This is a genomic window from Bradyrhizobium sp. USDA 4504 (genome assembly GCF_054063995.1).
The window spans coordinates 6188198-6208715 of sequence record NZ_JBSSGV010000001.1 but is presented as its reverse complement, the minus strand read 5'-3'; the positions used below and the strand labels follow the sequence as shown (position 1 = coordinate 6208715).

The following is a 20518-nucleotide window of genomic DNA, read 5'->3' as shown; positions in this document are numbered from 1 at the left end:
CGGCGATGGTGCGGATCAACGCTTCGCCAAGCTGCGCGACGAGCTGCTTCTGCAATGGCGCGACCGGTCAATTTCTGCCCGAGGCTTCAGTCGTGTTCGACGTCATGGGCGCGCCGGATGATCGCGGTGGTCGCGGCGGCGCAAGATCGTGGATAAAATCTCTCAGTGCGTCGGTATCGAACGGCTTGCGGAGTATTTTTAGACTTGGCGGAGCTGCTTTTGCGGCATCGCTGTAGCCGGTTGTAAGGGCGATCGGCAAACCGGGGTATCGCGACCGGACTTCTCTCGCGAGCCCGACGCCATCGATGGTCCCGGGCATGACGATATCGCTGAAGACGAGATCGATCTTTGTACCGGCGTCGAGCAATTTCAGCGCCGCTTCGGCCGAATCTCGATAGATCGTGTCGTAACCCAGATGCTCGAACAGCGAGGAAGTCACATCTGCCACTTCGGGGCTGTCGTCGACAACGAGAACCGTCTGCCGCTGCGGCTGCCTTGCTCTTGTTCTGGCAGCGGCCAGTTCTTTACTGGTGATCTGCTCGTCTGCGCAGGACGGCAAGTAGATTGTAATCGTTGTTCCCTGTCCAACCTTGCTGTCCGCCGTCACCGTTCCGCCGGCCTGGTGCGCGAAACCATAGACTTGGGACAAGCCGAGCCCGGTACCCTTGCCGACCTCTTTGGTCGTGAAGAACGGATCGAACATCTTGGACAGCAGGTTTGGCGGAATGCCGGTGCCGGTATCGCCAAGCGCGATCGCAAAGAAAGCCTTTGCGCGGCGATCGCCGCCGGTTTCCTGGTTCGCAGTCACCGCATGGACGGATAAGGTGAACGTGCCGCCGCTTGGCATTGCATCGCGCGCATTGACGGCGATGTTGACGATCGCAAGTTCCAGCTCGGCGAGGTCCACCTTGACCGATGCTACGCCCTCGCCGACGTTCTCATTGTACACGATGTTCCCGCGCAGCGAGCTCTCGATCATGGTCCGCATGTTCTTGATGGACGCATTCAGATCGACGACCGTCGGGCTGAGATGCTGATGACGAGAGAATGTCAACAATTGGCGTGTGAGGCTTTCGCCGCGTTTGGCCGCGGTCTGTATGGCTTCAATTGCCTTGGGCAGTTTTGGATCAAGCAGGCGTGTGAAGATCTGGGCGCTGCCTCCGATGATCATCAATAGATTGTTGAAGTCGTGTGCAATCCCGCCGGTCAGCTTGCCGATTGCCTCCATTTTCTGCGACATCGCGAGCTGTTCGCGTGCCTGAACCAGCTTCTCTTCCGCGTCGCGTCGCTCGGTTGCGTCCCGCAGAATACTGATGAAGCCGATCAGATTTCCTGAGTCATCATGGCTCGACGAGACCGAGCCGGTGATGAAGAACGGCGTACCATTCTTTCTGATGCGCCAACCCTCTACGTCGTACTTGCCTCTTTCGATTGCCGTCTCCAGCGCGTGTGTCGGCGAACCCGCGCGGCGTTCATCCGGCCGATAGAATATTCCAAAATGCTTGCCGATGATTTCTTCCGAGGTGTAGCCGATGATCTTTTGAGCGGTGCTATTCCAACTCGTAACGTGTCCTTCTCTATCAAGCGCAAAAATCGCATAATCGACGACGCCTTCGATAAGGGTTTGGAAGTGCCGTCTGATGCTGTCGAGCGCCGAAGCGTTCCGTTCAAGTTGACCGTTCAACTGGTCCTGCACGGAAAGCAGATGGGCTTCCGCGGTGTGACGCGTGGCGATTGCCGCTGCCAGGGCAAGAGAGGGGGCCGATACGGTGATCGAAAGCACGAGCAGTGACAACAATGCTCCGTTCGGATCCGTTTTCGGAAACGGATCATTACCGAACGCGAAACCCCAGACTGCCATTCCGGTGAAAATGAGCGCAGCCGTAGCCGCGGTGCATCGATTGCCGCGCAGACCGGTCCAGATCAACGGGAGCAAAGCCAGAAAACCCAGCAGGCTGCGATGCGGCAACGCCACGTTGAGATCGTCGCTGACGAGGTCACTGCCGATGAGCGGGCTGTAGGCTACGATCCCAATGAGACCAGCGAGAGCGATAACTGCGATCGATTCCAACAGATCCCATCTGGAGGAAATCCGTAAGGGCATCATCGCCCAGAGCACGATGACCGGAGCAATCACCAGGATCGCGGCTGCGTCGGCAAGCCACCAGGTCAGCCCGGCGGCGACGGAATCGGGAAAGCTCGGTTCGTTGACGAAGATGGATCCGGCCAAGGCGGAGAATGAACTGATCATCGCGGTCGGCGCAAAGGAGACACCTGCAAACTTTGCGACACCGGATGGCGTGGCAAACGTCTGGCAACCGTTCGACCAGCGTCCGATCAGCCATGTCCCGGCCAGTGCAGCAAGGAGGGTGCCGATCCCGGCGGCGACAAATTCCAGGAGCGATCGGTCGGTTATCAGGTAAGGCGCGACGGCGCCCACCAGGATCGCGGGCCAGATCCGGTAGCCACGCAGCAGCATAAGCGCGAGCGCAACCCCGGTTGGCGGCCACAGCGGTGTCGCGGTCGGATTGATAGCGGGAAGGACATGTGCGGAGGCCGCAAGGCTCCCGTAGATCGCGGTGACGATAAAAAGTTCGATCGAGTAGGTCACAGCGCTCCGAGCATCGCCAAAAGCGAAAATCCCGGCCTTATCGAACCTTGCCCGTTCCATCACAAGCCTTTGCGGTGGGCACCTCAAGAATGCGGTAGGGAACGACCTGGCACCCGGTTCCATGTCACCCGAAGGAGGGCGATCGTACCAAGTCGATGACCCCTGCCAAACACTCAACGCAGTTTTGACCAAAGCATGGCCGCTGGATCGAGAGTAGGGGGCGCCAGCAACTTCTGAACAAGAGACCATGGGGCAGAACCGCTGACCTAACGGCGTGGGCCTGCAAAATCGACCCGATCCCGCCGCGTGTCGGCGTCGTTCAAGTAACCGCTCCGGGTCAAAGGCGAATATCGGCAAGAGCCGTTCGAGCTCAGCTTTGGGCTAGACGCCGGAACGGTGCGAGCGGTGGGCGTTCTCTCGCCGCCATGTCGACGTCGATCGTGAGACACCGGGAGATTTATCCTCAACCCTAGGTAGCCAAACTCGGGCTGTATGGTACCGTGCCCTCGTCGGGACGGCATTTCCGTCCCGGATTTGGGAGGGCTATGTCATGAGATTGCCGTCGAGCCTTGTCGCGCCTTCAGCCGTCGCCGTGTTGTCAACTGTCTGGCTGTGCGGTCCGGCAGCGTCGCAAACAGACCCAGCCAAGCCGCTTCCCTCCATCACGGTCGAGGCGCCGAAGCCAGTGGCAAGGCCAAATCGTCCGAAACAGGTGGTGACCACGGGGGTATCTCACCGGAGATCGAGAACCACCCAGACGTCGTCGTCAACCGCTCGAGCGCCGTCGCCGGCGCCGGATTCAGTGCTGGGCAGGATTGCCGCGCTGGAGAAAGTCGCCAGCAATTGCAACGGTGGCTGCGAATCGAGCCTCCCGCATGGCAAGGACCCTTGGGTCGGGTGCAGCGAGTCGACGGGCGGACAAACCCACGGACCGTTCTCGTCGACGTGCCGGGACAACCTCACCTACAAGTCCTACGTCGATTGCGTCGAGACCAAATGGTTCCTGGGCGAGTACCGAAACAGGGCCTGGTGGCTTTGCAGCAGCCTGCAGGCCGCGGGGAAGTTTAAGGTCGCCGAACTCAAGCGACCGAAACGTCCGCGCTAGGTTCGCCGTCGGAATCCGCGCGACGGCGCGAGCTACCATTTCATGTTCGTGATTGAGTCGTCGTTGCGGGTCCCGGAAGCAGGCCATCCGCGGCAATTCCCGCAAGGCGACTACGCCTTTGTTTCTTCCGGCCTCGGTAGAGGGGAGACGCGCTTGGCAAACTCGCGTCCCGGATAGTGCTGGCCGCAATAGGCGACGAGTTCGTCGATAAAGGATTTGGCATAAGGAGCCAGAAAGCGCTGCGGATCCCAAGCCACCGCAGTCCATCGCCCGATCGAGGCGCCCCTGTGAATCAGCGGAAAGGCGCGGACGCCTGCGGACGGGATCTGGACATTCGACGGCACGATGGCGACATCGTTGCCGCCTTTTGCCAGCGCGAGCAAGGTGTGAGGCGCTGCGCTTTCGAGGATCACGCGTGGCCTGATGTGTGCGACGTTGCAGGCGGCATCGAACCAGCCGCGAGATGCGAAGTCCCGCCGCAGGAGCAGCAATGACTCTTCGGCGAGTTCGGCAATCTCCAGCTTCCGCCTGCTTGCGAAGCCATGCCGCGGCGAAACCGCAGCAAGCATATGGACGGGAGCCAGCAACCGGCGGTGATAGCCGTCGTCGGCGGCCGGAATGATCGCGAGATGAACGTCGCCCCGCTGCAGACGATCCGGAACGCGGGCACCACCATCCTCAATCAAATCGATGACCACGGAGGGGTGCTTCCGCCGGAACAGGGGGAGGAAATTGGCGAGCACCGTTTCCATATGTTGGGTGCTGCAGCCGACGCGCAGCGCGCCGGCCTTGCCGGTTCTCAGCGCGCGGGCACGCTCGCCGAACGATTCGGCATCCTGCAGGAGACGGCGGCCGCGCCGTAGCAGATCCTCGCCTTCTGAAGTCAGTTTGATCCCGCGGCCGACGCGATCGAACAACGGAATCCCGAGTTCGTCCTCGAGCGCCCGGATCTGGCGAGAGGCCGCCGGCTGGCTCAGACGCAGCTGTTGTTGAGCGGCGGCAAAGCCGCCTGCCTCGGCAACGACGACGAAGGTGCGCAGCTGTCGAAGGTCCATTTTCAATGCACCAAATGCATGAATAGATGGATAATAAATGCATTGGACACATTGAGCAAGCCGCGACATCCTTACGCGGCCCAGCCGAGATTTGTCCAAAAGGGGAATCGCGATGTTTGACACCGAGCGTTTCGTTGCCGACTGCCGCGCAGCGTTCGCGGCGGACCCGTCTCACCGAGCCATTCATGAGGTCGTTGCCCGCGCGATGTCTGAACCGGCTGCGGTATTCAAGGGACTCGGCGAGCCGCAGCGTCCCGAAAGCCGCGCGCTCTTCCATTCCGAGACGCTGACCATCCTCAACGTGGTGTGGCCCCCCGGCTATATCGTGCCACCTCACGACCATCACATGTGGGCCGTGATCGGCGTTTATGGGGGCCGTGAGGACAACGTCTTCTGGCGGCGCATTCCGAGCGAGCCGAACAGGATCGAGGCTGCCGGCGCCAGGGCCTTGTGCGTGCGCGATACCGTGCCGCTCGGCACCGACATCATCCATTCGGTGATCAATCCAATCGACCGGCTGAGCGGCGCAATCCACGTCTATGGCGGCGATTTTTTCGCCACGGAACGGAGCAAATGGGATTCGTTGACGCTTGAAGAGGGCCGCTCCGACCGCGAAGAAGCGCGCCGCAACTTCGAACGGGCGAGCGCGCGTTACGAAGCAAGTCTGCGCGAGGTCGCCGGCTGACTGCAGCGCGCTTAAAGAAGTAGCCCATCCATGCTTGCTTGCAGATGTATGACCCAAAAGTCGAGCCACACATTCAGTGTCGTCCCGGGCTTGACCCGGGACCCATAACCACAAATGACAGTAGTTGCGCGACGCTGGGGCCGCAGCCCTCTTCAACAACACAGCCCTGTGGTTGTGGGTCCCTGCTTCCGTGCGCAATTGCGCACTAGGCAGGGGCGACGATTGTGGATGGAGGCCGTGCCACACATTCGCTGTCGTCCTGGCCTTTGCCAGGACGACGCATCGGGAGGATCGCGGGCCCGTTCAGCCCGCCGGTCCGGAGCGGCCCCCAAAAACAAAAACGCCCCCGAGACGGGGGCGTTTTGCGTGTGGTCGCCGGGGCGATCCCGAAGCGGACTTTAGTCCTTCTTGAGGAAGCCCGAAAACTTCTTCTGGAAGCGCGAGACGCGGCCGCCGCGATCCATCAGCTGCTGGGTACCGCCGGTCCAGGCCGGGTGCGACTTGGGGTCGATGTCAAGGTTCAGCGTGTCGCCTTCCTTGCCCCAGGTCGAGCGGGTCAGGTACTCGGTGCCGTCGGTCATGACGACCTTAATCGTATGATAATTCGGATGAATATCGGCTTTCATGACAGTTCCTTCGGCGCGCCGGCGCCCGTCTCAAGATGTCTGGAATACGGGATTTGCGCGGGTCTATAACCCATGGAGCCCGCCAAAACAAGCCAAGAAAGGGCCTAAGCCCATCACCGGATTGGGACTTTACCGGATTTGCCAGCCGGGGGTCGGCGGGCCTATGTGGGGGGTGATAGAACCGGTCTAGATTGATGAGCGTAGCCGAACAGCTTGAGACCCCGCGCGGCGCCCCGCAGCCTCCGCGCGACGCGTTGCTCGATGAGGAAGCCTTCATCGAGAGCCAGATCACGGAGCCGGCGAAGAGCCGTGCCCGGTTGCGGCCGTTGCTTGCGCTCGCGCCCTATGTGGCGCGCTACAAGGGCCGGGCGATCCTCGCGCTGATCTCGCTGACGATCGCCGCGATCACCACGCTGATCGTGCCGGTCGCGGTGCGGCGGATGATCGACATGGGCTTCACGCCCGAAGGCATCGCGATGATCAACAGCTATTTCAGCGTGATGATCGCGGTCGTCGCGGTGCTCGCCTGCGCCAGCGCATCGCGCTATTACCTCGTGATGACGATCGGCGAACGCATCGTCGCCGATCTCCGGCGCGACGTGTTCGCGCATCTGATCTCGCTGTCGCCCTCGTTCTTCGATTCCGCGCGATCAGGCGAATTGGTGTCGCGGCTTACCGCCGACACCACGCAGATCAAGTCCGCGGTCGGCGCGTCGGTGTCGATTGCGCTGCGCAATCTGATGCTGTTCTTCGGCGCCGCCGCGATGATGGTGATCACCAGCCCGCGGCTGTCCGGCTTCGTGCTGCTCGCGATCCCGATCATCGTGATTCCGCTGGTGGCGTTCGGCCGCTGGGTGCGGCGGCTGTCGCGCACCGCCCAAGATACGCTGGCCGATGCCAGCGCCTATGCCTCCGAACTGGTCAACGCGATCCGCACCGTGCAGGCCTATACCGGCGAACGGCTCGCCAGGACGCGCTTTGCCGGCGAGGTCGAGCAGGCCTATCAAGCCGCGCGCAGCTCGACCAAAGCGCGCGCGGTGCTGACGCTGATCGTCATCTTCATCGTGTTCGCCAGCGTCGTCGTGATCCTCTGGGTCGGCTCGCACGATGTGCTGGTCGGAACCATCAGTCCGGGCCGGCTCGGCCAGTTCATTCTCTACACGGCGTTCGCCGCGAGCGGCCTCGGCCAGCTCAGCGAGGTCTGGGGCGAGGTCTCGGCCGCATCGGGCGCCGCCGAGCGGCTGTTCGAGATCTTGCGCGTCAGGCCGCAGATCGCGGCGCCCGCGTCGCCGCGCGCGCTGCCGCAGCCAGCGCGCGGCGATGTCGGTTTCGACAATGTCAGCTTCGCCTATCCGACCCGGCCCAACGCGCTTGCGGTCGATGAAGTGTCGCTCTCGGTCCGGTCAGGTGAGAAGGTCGCGATCGTCGGCCCGTCCGGCGCCGGCAAGAGCACGCTGTTCCATCTGCTGCTGCGCTTCTACGATCCGAAATCGGGCACCATCTCGCTCGACGGCGTGCCGATCCGGCAGGCCGATCCGGCCGAGGTGCGCGCGCGCATCGCGCTGGTGCCGCAGGATTCCGTGGTGTTCGCCGCAAGCGCCCGCGAGAACATCCGGTTCGGCCGGCCCGATGCCAGCGACGCCGAGGTCGAGCGTGCCGCCGATCTCGCCCATGCCACCGAGTTCCTGCGCCGCCTGCCCGAAGGCTTCGACGCCCAGCTCGGCGAGCGCGGCGTGACGCTGTCCGGCGGCCAGCGCCAGCGCATCGCGATCGCGCGCGCGATCCTGCGCGATGCGCCGCTGCTGCTGCTCGACGAGGCGACCTCGGCGCTCGACGCCGAGAGCGAGACGCTGGTGCAGACCGCGCTGGAGGAGTTGATGCGCCACCGCACCACGCTGGTGATCGCGCATCGGCTGGCGACCGTCTTGTCCTGCGACCGCATCCTGGTGATGGACCAGGGCAGGATCGTCGAGCAGGGCACCCACGCCGAACTGGTCGCCGCGGGCGGCCTCTACGCCCGGCTGGCGCGGCTGCAGTTCGAGGGGATCTGAGCGAATTGGGCCTCGGCGCGCTCCGCCTATGCGATTCCTATGCGATCGGGCGCGCGCTCCCCTCGAAAACCTATTCCCGCGCAAGGATAGTCGCGCCGCGTCCGACCTCCCTCGACAGCCGAAGGACGTCAGGCGCGCGGGGTGTTCGACTGATGCGCGAGAATGCGACCGAACCGGAGAGCAAGCTGCTCCGTGCCTGGCAGCTTGCCGTGCTGCGCTTCGCCGTGACGCTCGACGACGACGATCGGATGCACGCGCTCGGTGTGGCCGGCGAGGTCGACCGGGTGGGCGGCGCGGCCGATGACGCCTTCCACTTCTTCCGCAGGACGACCGCGGAGCTGTGCGCGGCGATCTCCGGTCAGGGCACGGATCAGGATGCTGTCATCCGGCGCTTTCTGGCGCAGATCGACAATGTCAGGCTCAAGCGTGCGGTCGAAGCGGCGATAGCCAGGGACCGCACGCCGCCGAAACTCGTGGCGAGCCGCGTGAAGCCCGGCCCCGATCTCTGGCGCGGGCTGCCGTCGCGGCGTGCAACCGGAACGTAGGAAGGGCCTCACTCTGCAATCGCCATCACGGCGCGGCGGATATTCCGTCACAGCATGTCGCCACAACCCTGGCCGGCTTGCTGCGATCAGTGCGATGCGCTTCTCTGTGCTCGACTGGAAACCGGTCGGTTTTGGAATGCGGGGAGTGGCGAGATGGGTGGCTTGGTGATCAGCGGCGGCCGGGTGGTGGATCCGGCCAGCGGGATGGACGCGATCGGCGATGTGGCCGTGGTCGACGGCAAGATCGCCGCGGTCGGCACCGGCCTCGGCGGTTCCGAACGGCAGATCGACGCGACCGGGTTCGTGGTGGCGCCGGGCTTCATCGACCTGCACGCGCATGGCCAGACCATTCCGGCCGACCGCATGCAGGCGTTCGACGGGGTAACGACCTCGCTCGACCTCGAGGCCGGCGTGCTGCCGGTCGCATCCTGGTACAAGCGCCAGGCCGAGAAGGGCAGGGTGCTGAACTACGGCGCCGCCGCCAACTGGGCCTTCGCGCGCATCGGTGCGATGACCGGCTCGAATTCGGAGAGCTCGCTGGAATCGTTTGGTGCCGCGATGCGCGATCGCCGCTGGATCGAAAACGTCGCGACCGAAGGCGAAGTCGGCGGCATCCTGGAGCGCCTCGCCAACGGACTGAATGAGGGCGGCATCGGCATCGGCATTCTCAACGCCTATGCGCCGGGCGCCGGCGTGCAGGAATTGACCGCGGTGTGCCAGCTCGCGGCGGATCATGCGGTGCCGACCTTCACCCACGTCGCCTACATGTCGCGGATCGATCCCGAGAGCGCGGCGGAAGCCTATATCCGCCTGATCGGCTATGCCGGCGCCACCGGCGCGCATATGCACATCTGCCACTTCAACTCGTCGAGCAAGACGGATATCGAGCGCTGTGTCGCGCTGATCGCGAAAGCGCAGGCGCAGGGCCTGCCGATCACGGTGGAGGCCTATCCCTACGGCACCGGCTCGACCGTGCTGGCGGCGACCTTCTTCAGCGATCCGAAATTCGAGGAGCGCAACGGCCTCGGCTACGATTCGGTGCAGCGCGTGACCGACGGTCACCGCTTCGGCAGCCGCGAGGAGCTGCTGGCGGCACAGGCCGAAGAGCCCTCGACCTTGGTGCTGTGGCATGTGCTCGACATCGAGAACAACGCGCATCATCGCGATCTGCTCGATATGGCGGTGCTGTATCCGGGCGGCGCGATCGCCTCCGACGCGATGCCGTGGACGCTGTCGGACGGCCGCCCCTACAGCGGCGACGCCTGGCCGCTGCCCGACGATGCCACCTCGCATCCGCGCTCGGCCGGCTGCTTCACCCGCTTCATCCGTGAATGGGTGCGCGAGCGCAAGAAAGTGTCGCTGCTCGAGGGCATCCGCAAATGCGCGCTGATCCCGGCCGAGATCCTGTCGGCGAGCACGCCGGCGATGCGGGCCAAGGGCCGGCTGCAGGTCGGCGCCGACGCCGATGTTGTGGTGTTCGACTACGAGACGCTGAGCGATCGCGCGACCTTCTCGGCGATGAATCGTCCGGCGGAGGGCGTGCGGCATCTCGTGGTCAGCGGCCAGCCGCTGATCAGCGATGGTGTGCTCGATGTCGCGGCGCGTCCCGGCCGGCCGGTGCGCCGGCCTATCACGGGGGGCTGAGGTGCCGGTCCCGATCCTGCTGGTCGCGGGCTTCCTCGGGGCGGGCAAGACCACGGTCGTCAACCATCTGCTGGCGCATGCGCAAGGGCGGCGCATCGCCGCCGTGGTCAACGATTTCGGTGCGATCAATATCGACGCCGAGCTGATCGCCGGCGCCAGCGACGGCGTGGTCAGCCTGAGCAATGGCTGCATCTGCTGCACGCTGGAGGGCGACCTGCTGCGCACGCTCGCCACGTTGCTGCGGCGTGATCCGCGTCCCGAATTCATCGTGATCGAGACCAGCGGGATCGCCGATCCCGCCGACATCGTGCGCAACCTGATGGATCCCGTGATCTGGAAGGAGGCGCCGCTGGAGACCGTGCTGTGCGTGGTCGACGCGACGCAGCCTGCGGCGATGCTGAACGATGCGCTGCTGCGCTCGCAGCTCCGGGCGGCGGATGTGGTGGCGCTGAGCAAGGTCGATCTGACTGACGCCGCTGCGTGCGCCGCGATCCGCGACGCCGTGCGCGCGGTGCGTCCGGCGGCCGTGGTGGTCGATGCCTTGCATGGCGAGGTGCCGGCCGCGCTGCTGTTCCCAGCGGACCTCGATCATGTGTCGGCGCCGCGCGAGACCGCGCCGCGACGGCCGTCGTCCGATCGCTTCGACACGCTGAGCTGGACCTCGGAGCGGCCCGTCGTGCTGCCGCGCTTGCAGCAGGCGATCGGCAGACTGGCGCCGAAGCTGGCGCGGGCGAAGGGATTGTTCGAGACGGTGGAGCAGCCCGGGCGGCTGACCGTGCTTCAACTCGCCGGCGGCCGCGCGACCTTGGCTGCGGGCGGCGTCCCGTCGCCCGGCGTGCCGCGCACGCGCATCGTGTTCATCGCCGAGATGGGTGCGCTGTCGCGCGCGGAGATTGATGAGGTGATGCAGGGATGCGTCGAGGCTCAGTGACGCGAACCTACGTTTCCCGTCATCCTGAGGAGCCGCGAAGCGGCGTCTCGAAGGATGAATCGGCCGCCAGCCGGGCCGTGCATCCTTCGAGACGCGCGTGCCGCGCTCCTCAGGATGACGGGTTGCTTTTCGGCGTCAGCCCTCGACGTCGCTGTGTCATCGCCGCAGCATCACCCGCAAAGCAGGTCTGCGACAATCGCATCGAATTGACAGCTCTGCAGCCAGCACCTATCGTTTTTGCCGACGGTTCCCTTCGGGGATCAAAAGGGAATGCGGTGCGAGGGTAACCCCAATGCCGCAGCTGTCCCCGCAACTGTAAACGGCGAGCCTTTCGTCAATTTGCCACTGGGCCATCAGGCCCGGGAAGGCGTCGACAGGCGATGACCCGTGAGCCAGGAGACCTGCCGTCAGTCGTGGTCACACGCGAGCACATCGGGCGGGGGCGTCCTGGTGGGATCGGAGCACTGCCTTTTTTGGCAATGCGCCAGTCCACGTTCGCGGTGACGTGCCACGTTACCGCGAGTCCTTTTCATGTCTCCGTCCTCTCCCGTTGCGCGCAAATGGCGCCTCGGTCTTCTCTGCTCCCTGTCATCATTGTTGTTGCCGGCCGAAGGCTCGGCACAAACGCCGCCACCAACCAGGCTCGATCCGATTGAGGTCGCGCCTTCCGCTGCGCCAAAGCCGAAGCCTGCGGCGCGCAGCCGTGACATGACCGCTGCGGCGCGGCCACGGCCGAGGCCTGCAACAGCCGGCAACGCCCCGCGCGTCGCGGCGTCGGGCGTACCGGGATCGGCATCGCCGACGCTCAATGCCACCACGCAGGGCGGCACCGGCAGTCGTCTCAACCTGACGCCGCTGCAGACGCCGGCCAGCGTCGAGATCATCACGGCGCAGACCATCGCTGAACGCGGCCAGCATAATGTGCTCGATGCCGTCACCCAGGACGCGGCCGGGTTCGTCGCAACGCCGGCGCCAGGCAATGGCGGCCTGTCGTTCAGCACCCGCGGCTTTGCCGGCAGCAACTCGGTGATGACGCTGTATGACGGCACGCGCTTCTATATCGGCTCCGGCACGCTGACGTTCCCCTATGACACCTGGTCGACGCAGCGCATCGAAGTGCTGCGCGGCCCGGCCTCGGTGCTGTACGGCGAAGGCGCGATCGGCGGCGTCATCAACGTGATTCCGAAGAAGCCGCAGAGCACGCCCTATAACGAGGCCGAGGTTTCGCTCGACAGCAACATGACGCGGCGGCTCTCGGTGGACAGCACCGGTCCGATCAATCCCAATGTGTCGTACCGCATCAACGCCACCGGCAACATGTCGGACAGCTGGGTCGATCGCGACAAGACCTCGAACGCGGTGGTCTCCGCTGCCGTGCGGGTGCAGGCGTCGGACAATCTCGCCTTCACGCTCTCGGAAGATTACGGCGATCGCAGCCCGTCGCGCTATTTCGGCACGCCGCTGATCAACGGCGCGATCCAGGACGCGCTGCGCTTCAAGAACTACAATGCAGCGGACAGCGCGATCCGCTATCAGGACAGCTGGACCCGGTTCAAGACCGAGTGGGACGTCGCCGACGGCATCAAGGTCAACAACACGCTGTATTACCTGACCAGCGAGCGGCACTGGCGCGACATCGAGAACTACACCTGGAATCCGAAGACCCAGCTGATCGATCGCACGAGCTATATCGAGATATTCCACGACCAGAAGCAGCTCGGCAACCGGATGGATACGACCTTCAGCGGCCACGTGTTCGGCCTTGCGAACCAGGTCGTCGCCGGGTTCGACGTCAACCGGATCGACTTCACCCATACCAACAACTCGCCCTATGGCGGCGCGTCGTCGGTCAATCCTTATGTGTTCGATCCCGGATCGTTCTTCGCCACGACGACGGCGACCACGCCGGGCTTCAACGCGATCGTCAATCAATACGCGCTGTTCGCCGAGGATCGGCTCTCGCTGACCGATCAGTTGTCGCTGGTGACCGGGGTCAGGTATGATCGCCCCGAAGTGGACCGCACCGACTACAAGACGCCGGCAAACAGTTTTGAGACGACGCTATCGGGCACTAGCTGGCGCGCGGGCCTCGTTTACGAGCCGATCAAGAACCTCGCGTTCTATGGCCAGTACGCGGTCGGCGTCGATCCGGTCAGCAATCTGATCTCACTGTCGACCACGCAGAAGACATTCCAGCTTGCGACCGGCAAGCAGACCGAGATCGGGGTCAAGCAATCGTTCTGGGGCGGCCGCGGCGAGTGGACGCTGGCTGCCTACGAGATCGTCAAGACCGGGCTCACGATTCCCGATCCCGGCAATCCCACCGGCGGCCTGGCATTGCAGATCGGCCAGCAATCATCCCGCGGGGTCGAAGGATCGATCGGGCTCGCACTGAGCGACGGCTGGCGCGTCGACGCCAATCTTGCGCTGTTGCGCGCCAGATACGACAACAACAGCCAGGTGGTCGGCGGCAAGATCGTCAGCTTCAACGGCAATGTCCCGGTCAACGTGCCGCAGCAGGTCTCGAACGTCTGGCTGACCTGGGACTTCGCGCCCAACTGGTCGGCCTATGGCGGCGTGCAGATCGTCGGTGCGATGTACTCCGATCTTGCCAACACCCAGCTGCGTCCGGGCTACAACGTGGTCAATGGCGGCGTCAGGTGGAAGCCGGACGACCGCACCACGGTCGCGTTCCGCCTCTACAATCTGTTCGACAAGGCTTACGCGGTGACCTCGAACGGTACCGGGCAGTGGCTGCTCGGCATGCCGCGCACCGCCGAATTGTCCGTCAACGTGAAGTTCTGACCATGCGCAACGCTCTGATCCGGCGCGGGCGGCGGTGGCTCTATATCGTCCATCGCTGGATCGGCATTGCGACGTGTCTCCTGTTCGCGATGTGGTTCATCTCCGGCCTCGTCATGATGTACGTGGCCTTTCCGCGCCTTACCGACAGCGAGCGCCTCGCCGCGCTTCCTGTCATTCCCTGGAGCAAGGTGCGGGTCACGCCTGATCGCGCGATGGCGATCGCAGGTGTCGAGCGTTATCCGCGTGACCTGCGGCTTTCGATGATGGACGACACGCCCGTCTATCGGGTGACCGGCTGGAAGGGAGGGACGATCACCATTTCGGCGACCGACGGCAGCGTGATTGACCGGATCACGCCGGACCAGGCGCTGGCCATTGCCGCTCATCATCCGCATGCCTTGCAGCCTCGCTTGATCGAAACGATTACGCGCGACCAATGGTCAGTCACGTCGCGCTTCGATCCGTTGCGGCCGCTCTATCTGATCGGCCTCGGTGACGCCGATGGCACCGAGCTCTATGTTTCCTCGCGCACCGGCGAGATCGCGCTCGACACCACACGTTGCGAGCGGATCTGGAATTGGCTCGGCTCGATCCCGCACTGGATCTATCCGACCGTGTTGCGCAAGGACGGTTCGCTGTGGCGCGACGTGGTGTTGTGGATCTCCGGCATCTGCCTCGTCGTCGCGGTCACCGGCTTCTGGATCGGCGTCCTCCGCCTGCGGCTGATGCGCCGCTACGCTGATGGCGCCATCTCGCCCTATCGCGGCTGGATGGCCTGGCATCACATCGCCGGCCTGATCGGCGGCATCTGCGTCTTGACCTGGATGTTTAGCGGCTGGCTGTCGCTCAATCCCGGCGGCGCGTTCTCCGGCCGCGGCGTCACCCGCGAGATCGCGATCGGCTATAGCGGCCATGACACGGCCGACATCGTCGCTGGCTTCCAGTCGTCGCCATCGATGCCTGCGGTGGAGGCCCGCTTCGTCTGGATCGGCGGACACCGGTTAATGTTGCTCGACGACGGCAACGGCGGCCGCAGCATCGCCGATCCTGTGACCGGTGCGCGGATGACCCTCTCGCGCGACGAGGTCATCGCTGCCGCCCGACACGCAATGCCCGGCGCTGCGATGACATCAGCGCGGCAGCTCGATGAACCCGACGCCTATTGGTACACGCTGCACCAGGCGCGCGAGCTTCCGGTATTGCGGATCGGGTTCGACGATCCCGCCCGCACCTGGCTGCACATCTCCCCCGTCACCGGCGAGATCCTCGAGCGCAGCGACGACAGCCGCCGGTCCTACCGCTGGCTGTTCAACGCGCTGCACAGCCTCGATGTCCCGCTGCTGCTGCGCATCTGGCCGGCGCACGACGTCGTGGTGTGGCTGCTATCGGCGGCTGGTGCGATTATCTCGATCAGCGGGATCGTGATCGGCTGGCGCCGGTTGCGGCGGCGGAAGGTACGAGGCAGGCGCGTGTCGGCGAGCCTCGTGCGCACACCTCCGTAAGGCGCGATTACTTGACGGTCAGGTGCACGTCCGGCGCCGGCCGATCGGGGGCCCATTCCAGTGCGAACCGCTGTCCGGCAATGATCTCATAGGTCGAAAGCTTGGATGCGACCGCATCGCGGAACCGGAGATAGACATCGCGCTGCCGCCCGTTCGAGCGGGCCGCAGCCAGATTGAGCCATTTGTAGGCCAGCACGAAATCCGTCGGAACGCCGTGACCCTTGTCGTACATCAGGCCGAGTTGGGCCTGCGCGAACGGGTCGCCCTGCACGGCGCCGCGATAGTAGCAGTCGGCGGCGGCTGCGTAGGCCTGCGGCACGCCGAAGCCGTGCTCGTACAAGAAGCCGAGCATGCCGAGGGCGCGCGGATTGCCGCGCTCGGCGGCCGGCGCGAGCTCCCGGGCCGCCCGGACATAGTCGCCGCGATGGAAGGCAGTCGATCCGCGCGCGACGCTGTCGGCGCTCGCGACAGAGGCGGTCATCGCCCAAAGTGCGATCGCAAGCGAAGCCGAGAGGCCCGTCCGTTGTGCGAGAACGCGGCGCATCCTGCTGCCCGGCTCAGTGATAGCTGGTGGTGATCGGCGCATTGGTCGATGTCGTGGCGATGCTGCCGCGCAATTTCGATCGAAGCTCCTCGGCCACAGTCTGGGCGTCGGAGCCGTTGCGGATGATCTGCGGGCGGATGAAGATGATCAGCTCGGTACGCTGGGTGCCGTTGCTCTGATGTCCGAAGGCGTCACCGAGGCCCGGAATCTGGTCGAGCACCGGAAGCGCGTTGCGGGCGCCGCTCTGCTGTTCGCTGATCAGGCCGGCCAGCAGCACGGTCTGACCGTTGGCCACCGAGATCTGGCTCTTGACCCGTCGCTCCGAAACGGTCGGCGTCAGGTTGACCGTGCTGCCGCTGCTTTGGGGAACGTTGCTGATCTCCTGCTCGACATCGAGCCGCACGGTGCCGTTCACGCTGACGCGTGGCGAGACCTTCAGGATGATGCCGGTGTTGCGATAGTCGATGGTGTTGACCACCGTGTTGCTCGTGGTCAGCACCGTCGCGCTGCCGGTCGAGACCGGGACGACGTCGCCGACCTGCAGGGTCGCGACCTGGTTGTTGATCACCACCAGCGAGGGATTGGACAGCACCTTGACGCTGGTGACGGCGTGCAGCGCATCCAGGATCAGGCTCGGCTGCGTTGCATTTCCGATCAGGAAGTTGAAGCCCGGGAAGCTCTGGTTGATGAAGGCATTGGTGAGCGACCCCGCGACCGAGACCGCGCCGGTGGTCGCGTCGGTGGTGGTCGCGGGAGCGGAAGTGGCCTGGGTGCCGAGGATCGAGCCGGTGTTCGGCTTCAGGCCGAGGTTCTGGCTGGTGAGATAGGTCTGCACGCCATAGGACAAGGTGTTGTTGAGCGTGACCTCGGCGATCGTCGCGTCGATCGCGACCTGGAGCTGCGGCTCGTCGATCTGCAGCAGGGTCGACTCGATAATGCGGTAGTTGGCCTGGTCGGCATAGATCAGGAGATTGTTGTTCACGACATCGGGCGTGATGCGGACGTCCTGCATGACGGGCTGCCCGTTGCCGCCGCCGGCACCGCGTCCGGCATCCAGCGCGGCATTGTTGCCCTGGCCCGGATTGTTGGGATTGTTCGCTTGCCCGCCGGCGCCGAATCCCTGGCCAAGGCCCTGGCCTGTTGCGCCTGTCCCCGACGTGCCGCGGGATGCGAAGCCGCTCATGCCTGAATTTGCGCCGTTGTTGTTGTTGAGCGACAGACGGTCGGCGACGCTCGAGGTCGACGAGGTGCCGGAGCCGGGCGCGAGCTGGCTGTCGGCACTGTCGAGCAGGTTGCCGGACGATCCGCCAAGGAACATGTCGGTCAGGACCCGCGCGATTTGGCGCGCATCGCCGTATTTGACGCGGTAGACATGGACCGAGGTCCGCGCCGTGTCGTTGCGGTCGAGGCGCTTGATCCAGGTCGCGGCCGTGTGCAGCATGTCGGGCTTCTTGGTCACCACCAAAATCGCGTTCAGGCGCGCGATCGGCATGAACTTGATGACATTCTGGCTGAGGCCGTTCTCGCCGGAATCGACGATCTTCTCCAGCTCGGCAATGACAGGCGCGGGCGAGCCGCTCGAGATCGGGAAGATGCCGACGGATTGGCCGCGCATCCAGTCGACGTCGAAACTGAGCACGGTATCGACCGCGGTGCGGCGCTCGGCGCCGGTGCCCTGGATCAGCAGCAGGTTGCGTGTCGTGTCGGCGCGGATCGCGCCCGCCCTGGTGGCGAAGCTGTCGGTCAGCTTCATGAGGGTCTGCGCCGACACATATTGCAGGGGGACCACCGAGATGCCGAATCCGGGTTCGGGATTGGCCGCCGCGGCATCGACGCGGCCGCCGCCGACGGCGTCGCCGAGCGGCGTCAGGCGATAGCCTGCCGTATCCTTGAGCAGCACAACGCCGCTCAGGCGGAGTGCGTTTTCAAGCACGAACACCATGTCGGACTTCGGCACCGGGCGGACCGAGACCAGGCTGACCGTGCCCTGCACCCGCGGGTCGATGGTGTAGCCGACATGCAGGATGTCGCCGAGCACCACCTTGGCGACGGTCGCCACCGGCGTGCTCTCGAAATTCAGATCGAAGCCATTGCCGTTCGACGCCGGCTGAGGCCGCGCGTCCGCGACCGCCGTCACTTCGCTTCCGTCATACATCGCTGCGCGGACGCTGCCGCTCTGGCTGCCGCCCGTCGCCGCCAGTGCGTTCGCCGGTTGCGGCTGGCGCTGCGCCAGGTCCAGCGAGCGCACCTTGTCGGTGACGTCGAGTTGGGATGCGTCCACGCTCTCGCCGACCGTCGCAGAATTGCAGGACGCCAACAGCCCCAATGACGTCAAGGCAAAAATGGCTGCGAGGCCGCCACGGATCGTCGGGCAGCGGCCCACTGTGCCTACGCGTTGCATGAAGGCCCTTCGCTTTGACTAACTGAAATTTCGATTGCTTGCGACGATCGGTCCTGCCCCGGAGCGACTCTTAGCGATCGAACATGACAGAAATAAATTGGTTACATGATTGTCGTTCGCGACCTGCCCATCGCATCGCACCTAAACTGTGCAGCCGGCGCGCTGCTTGTGTCCGCGATGCCACCCTCAAAGTTTCTTGAGCGCGACGAATGATGTGACTTCGCACAGCTGTCACACTTCGGATCGATAACCGCACAATTGCCGGGAGCCGAACGCGACGGCACGCAGCGGCACTTGGCACGAACTGATCCGGGATAGTGTGGCGGGATATCGAGAATGGCCAACGACCTGTCCGTTCGGTTCGTGGATTATCTGCGTCAGAACAATCACCTGGCGCCGAGCGATGGAACGGCCGAGCGGACCGGGCAGGGCGCCGACGCAAGGCAATCGAAGCTGTGGGAGGTCACCAGCCTCTCGCCGACCGACTTCGCCGACGAAGCCGCGCGCTTCTTTGCGCTTGGCCGGTTGACGCTCCAGGAGATGACGTCGGCCGAGCCGCTGGTCGGGGCGTTCTCGCCGCGCTTCCTGCGCGAGACCATGGTCTATCCGTGCCGGGCGGTCGACGGGACCACGGTGCTCGCCGTCGTCGACCCGACCGATCAGGCGACGCTGCGCGCGGCACAGATCGTGCTTGGCGCTGATATCAATGTGAAAGTGGCATCGTCGGAAGACGTCGCCATCGCGCTGAACAACTCTTCCAGCACTGAAGAGGCCGAGGCCGCCGATAGCGCGGCGGCGCTGCCCCGCGAAGACGACATCGAGAGCCTGCGCGATCTCGCCAGCGGCGCGCCGGTGGTGCGCGCGGTCAACGATCTGATCGAAAAGGCGGTCGAGCTTCGCGCCAGCGACATCCATATCGAGCCGTTCTCCGGCGGGCTGATGGTGCGCTTACGGATCGATGGTCTGCTCCGGCCGGTCGCCGCGCTGTCGGGCGTGCTGCCCCAGGCGGTGGTCTCCCGCATCAAGATCATCGCCAACCTCAATATCGCCGAGCGCCGCCTGCCGCAGGACGGCGCGGCGCGGCTGCGGGCCGGTCGCACCGACATCGATATCCGCGTCGCGATCATGCCGACGCAGCACGGCGAATCCTGTGTCATCCGCATCCTGCCCAAGGATCGCGGCTTGCTGGTGGTCGAAAAGCTCGGATTCTCCGAGCCTGACGAAGCCAAGCTGCGGCGGCTCTTGAAGCTGCCGCACGGCATGGTCGTGATCACGGGGCCGACCGGCAGCGGCAAGACCACGACGCTGGCGACGATCCTGTCGATCCTCAATGAGCCGAGCCGCAAGATCCTGACCATCGAGGATCCGGTCGAATACGAGCTTCCCGGCGTCAACCAGTCCCAGATCAAGCCCGCGATCGGCCTGACCTTCGCCACCGCCCTGCGGTCCTTCGTTCGCCAGGACCCTGACGTGATCATGGTCGGTGAAGTCAGAGATTCCGAGACCGCGCATGTCGCGGTGCATGCGGCGCTGACCGGGCATCTGGTGCTGACGACGCTGCACACCGAGACCGCGGCTGCCGCGGTGCCGCGTCTGCTCGACCTCGGGGTCGAAGGCTATCTGTTGCGTTCGGTGCTGCGCGGCGTGATCGCGCAGCGTCTGGTCCGGCAACTCTGCGAGCGCTGCAAGACGGCGCGGCCGCTTGCAACAGCCGATTTCGCCGAGGACCCCCGGCTCGCCGCGCTCGGCTTCAAGGCCGACGAGATCATTCACGAGCCATGCGGCTGCGAGCGCTGCGGCGGGACCGGCTATCGCGGCCGCCTCGGCGTGTTCGAACTGCTCGAACTGTCCAATGAACTGCGCGAACTGATCGGGGAGCGAACCGACGGGCTGAAGATCGATATGATGGCGATCCGCTCGGGCATGACCACGATGCTCGACGATGGGGTCGCCAAATGCCGCGCCGGATTGACCTCGCCCGCCGAGATCCTCCGCGTCGCAACGGTGCGGTGA

14 protein-coding genes and 1 riboswitch are annotated in these 20518 nt (G+C 64.7%); of the genes, 9 read left to right on the top strand and 5 right to left on the bottom strand.

What is annotated here, in order from left to right; all coding sequences use genetic code 11:
• Positions 1 to 67: 67 nt before the first annotated feature.
• Positions 68 to 2671 (bottom strand): MASE1 domain-containing protein, encoded by a 2604-nt coding sequence (locus ACVMB1_RS29290; RefSeq protein ID WP_076827355.1) that lies wholly within the window; start codon positions 2669 to 2671, stop codon positions 68 to 70.
• 490 nt (positions 2672 to 3161) lie between these two features.
• Between ACVMB1_RS29290 and ACVMB1_RS29285 the strand changes: the two genes are divergently transcribed.
• Positions 3162 to 3716 (top strand): hypothetical protein, encoded by a 555-nt coding sequence (locus ACVMB1_RS29285; protein ID WP_076827357.1) that lies wholly within the window; start codon positions 3162 to 3164, stop codon positions 3714 to 3716.
• A 110-nt stretch (positions 3717 to 3826) separates the two neighbouring features.
• Here ACVMB1_RS29285 and ACVMB1_RS29280 read toward each other — a convergent pair whose 3' ends face one another.
• A complete protein-coding gene (locus tag ACVMB1_RS29280) occupies positions 3827 to 4894 on the bottom strand; it encodes a LysR family transcriptional regulator (protein ID WP_141340055.1) in 1068 nt (355 codons plus the stop codon).
• Here ACVMB1_RS29280 and ACVMB1_RS29275 point away from each other — a divergent pair.
• Entirely contained in the window at positions 4884 to 5456 is a 573-nt protein-coding gene (locus tag ACVMB1_RS29275) for a hypothetical protein (protein WP_076827361.1), read from the top strand. The genes ACVMB1_RS29280 and ACVMB1_RS29275 overlap by 11 nt on opposite strands.
• A gap of 398 nt (positions 5457 to 5854) precedes the next feature.
• On the opposite strand, the gene rpmE is transcribed toward ACVMB1_RS29275, so the two are convergent.
• Positions 5855 to 6082, bottom strand: coding sequence for a 50S ribosomal protein L31 (gene rpmE, locus ACVMB1_RS29270; RefSeq protein ID WP_016845230.1), 228 nt, complete (start codon positions 6080 to 6082; stop codon positions 5855 to 5857).
• A gap of 194 nt (positions 6083 to 6276) precedes the next feature.
• On the opposite strand from rpmE, the gene ACVMB1_RS29265 reads away from it, so the two are divergent.
• The 6 genes from ACVMB1_RS29265 (at position 6277) to ACVMB1_RS29240 (ending at position 15560) form a co-directional block, all read left to right on the top strand.
• Complete coding sequence (locus ACVMB1_RS29265; protein WP_076827363.1) at positions 6277 to 8133, top strand: ABC transporter ATP-binding protein/permease; 1857 nt, start codon at positions 6277 to 6279, stop codon at positions 8131 to 8133.
• A 152-nt stretch (positions 8134 to 8285) separates the two neighbouring features.
• Positions 8286 to 8678 (top strand): hypothetical protein, encoded by a 393-nt coding sequence (locus ACVMB1_RS29260; protein WP_244558788.1) that lies wholly within the window; start codon positions 8286 to 8288, stop codon positions 8676 to 8678.
• A 153-nt stretch (positions 8679 to 8831) separates the two neighbouring features.
• Complete coding sequence (locus ACVMB1_RS29255) at positions 8832 to 10322, top strand: amidohydrolase family protein (protein ID WP_076827367.1); 1491 nt, start codon at positions 8832 to 8834, stop codon at positions 10320 to 10322.
• 1 nt (position 10323) lies between these two features.
• Entirely contained in the window at positions 10324 to 11253 is a 930-nt protein-coding gene (locus ACVMB1_RS29250; protein WP_141340056.1) for a CobW family GTP-binding protein, read from the top strand.
• 227 nt (positions 11254 to 11480) lie between these two features.
• A riboswitch (cobalamin riboswitch) is annotated at positions 11481 to 11676 on the top strand.
• A 108-nt stretch (positions 11677 to 11784) separates the two neighbouring features.
• Positions 11785 to 14058, top strand: coding sequence for a TonB-dependent receptor (locus ACVMB1_RS29245; RefSeq protein ID WP_076827370.1), 2274 nt, complete (start codon positions 11785 to 11787; stop codon positions 14056 to 14058).
• Positions 14059 to 14060: 2 nt separating this feature from the next.
• Positions 14061 to 15560 carry a cytochrome b family protein gene (locus ACVMB1_RS29240; protein WP_076827372.1) on the top strand — a complete coding sequence of 500 codons (1500 nt, stop codon included), beginning with the start codon at positions 14061 to 14063 and terminating at the stop codon, positions 15558 to 15560.
• A 7-nt stretch (positions 15561 to 15567) separates the two neighbouring features.
• On the opposite strand, the gene ACVMB1_RS29235 is transcribed toward ACVMB1_RS29240, so the two are convergent.
• Positions 15568 to 16041, bottom strand: a complete 474-nt coding sequence (locus ACVMB1_RS29235) for a tetratricopeptide repeat protein (RefSeq protein ID WP_076827489.1) — start codon at positions 16039 to 16041, stop codon at positions 15568 to 15570.
• Between the two features lie 76 nt (positions 16042 to 16117).
• Positions 16118 to 18505 (bottom strand): type II secretion system secretin GspD, encoded by a 2388-nt coding sequence (gene gspD / locus ACVMB1_RS29230; protein WP_194295345.1) that lies wholly within the window; start codon positions 18503 to 18505, stop codon positions 16118 to 16120.
• 336 nt (positions 18506 to 18841) lie between these two features.
• Here gspD and ACVMB1_RS29225 point away from each other — a divergent pair, with 336 nt between their 5' ends.
• Entirely contained in the window at positions 18842 to 20518 is a 1677-nt protein-coding gene (locus tag ACVMB1_RS29225; protein WP_076827374.1) for a GspE/PulE family protein, read from the top strand.

What these genes read in the sequence shown, in the direction of transcription:
- ACVMB1_RS29290 (WP_076827355.1), bottom strand. Translation starts at nt 2,671, where the DNA reads ATGGAACGGGCAAGGTTCGATAAGGCCGGGATTTTCGCTTTTGGCGAT.
- ACVMB1_RS29285 (WP_076827357.1), top strand. Translation starts at nt 3,162, where the DNA reads ATGAGATTGCCGTCGAGCCTTGTCGCGCCTTCAGCCGTCGCCGTGTTG.
- ACVMB1_RS29275 (WP_076827361.1), top strand. Translation starts at nt 4,884, where the DNA reads ATGTTTGACACCGAGCGTTTCGTTGCCGACTGCCGCGCAGCGTTCGCG.
- rpmE (WP_016845230.1), bottom strand. Translation starts at nt 6,082, where the DNA reads ATGAAAGCCGATATTCATCCGAATTATCATACGATTAAGGTCGTCATG.
- ACVMB1_RS29265 (WP_076827363.1), top strand. Translation starts at nt 6,277, where the DNA reads ATGAGCGTAGCCGAACAGCTTGAGACCCCGCGCGGCGCCCCGCAGCCT.
- ACVMB1_RS29260 (WP_244558788.1), top strand. Translation starts at nt 8,286, where the DNA reads ATGCGCGAGAATGCGACCGAACCGGAGAGCAAGCTGCTCCGTGCCTGG.
- ACVMB1_RS29255 (WP_076827367.1), top strand. Translation starts at nt 8,832, where the DNA reads ATGGGTGGCTTGGTGATCAGCGGCGGCCGGGTGGTGGATCCGGCCAGC.
- ACVMB1_RS29245 (WP_076827370.1), top strand. Translation starts at nt 11,785, where the DNA reads ATGTCTCCGTCCTCTCCCGTTGCGCGCAAATGGCGCCTCGGTCTTCTC.
- ACVMB1_RS29240 (WP_076827372.1), top strand. Translation starts at nt 14,061, where the DNA reads ATGCGCAACGCTCTGATCCGGCGCGGGCGGCGGTGGCTCTATATCGTC.
- ACVMB1_RS29235 (WP_076827489.1), bottom strand. Translation starts at nt 16,041, where the DNA reads ATGACCGCCTCTGTCGCGAGCGCCGACAGCGTCGCGCGCGGATCGACT.
- gspD (WP_194295345.1), bottom strand. Translation starts at nt 18,505, where the DNA reads ATGCAACGCGTAGGCACAGTGGGCCGCTGCCCGACGATCCGTGGCGGC.
- ACVMB1_RS29225 (WP_076827374.1), top strand. Translation starts at nt 18,842, where the DNA reads ATGGCCAACGACCTGTCCGTTCGGTTCGTGGATTATCTGCGTCAGAAC.